The organism is Bacillus sp. mrc49 (assembly GCF_002803435.1).
This window is the reverse complement of record NZ_PHNG01000339.1, coordinates 1-308: the sequence shown is the minus strand read 5'-3', so window position 1 is coordinate 308 and position 308 is coordinate 1. Positions and strand designations below refer to the sequence as shown.

Genomic DNA, 308 nt, shown 5'->3' with positions numbered 1-308 from the left:
CAAAAAGGACAACGTGTTCAGGCCATCGTCAATGAACTGAAAGGCGAAAAAATCGATATTGTCAAATGGTCGGAGAACCCGGTCATTTTCGTAGCGAATGCTTTAAGTCCTTCCAAGGTCCTTGAAGTCATCGTAAAAGAAGAAGAAAAAGCGACGACCGTCATCGTCCCTGATTATCAATTATCCCTGGCAATTGGTAAGCGTGGACAAAATGCCCGTTTGGCTGCCAAGCTTACTGGCTGGAAAATTGATATCAAGAGTGAAACGGAAGCACGTGAAGCTGGGATCTATCCAGTGGAAGAACAGGA

At 45.1% G+C, this 308-nt stretch carries 1 pseudogene; it reads left to right on the top strand.

From position 1 onward, the window contains the following. Window positions 1-308: pseudogene (nusA, locus tag CVN76_RS02240) on the top strand (transcription termination factor NusA); the annotation flags it as partial.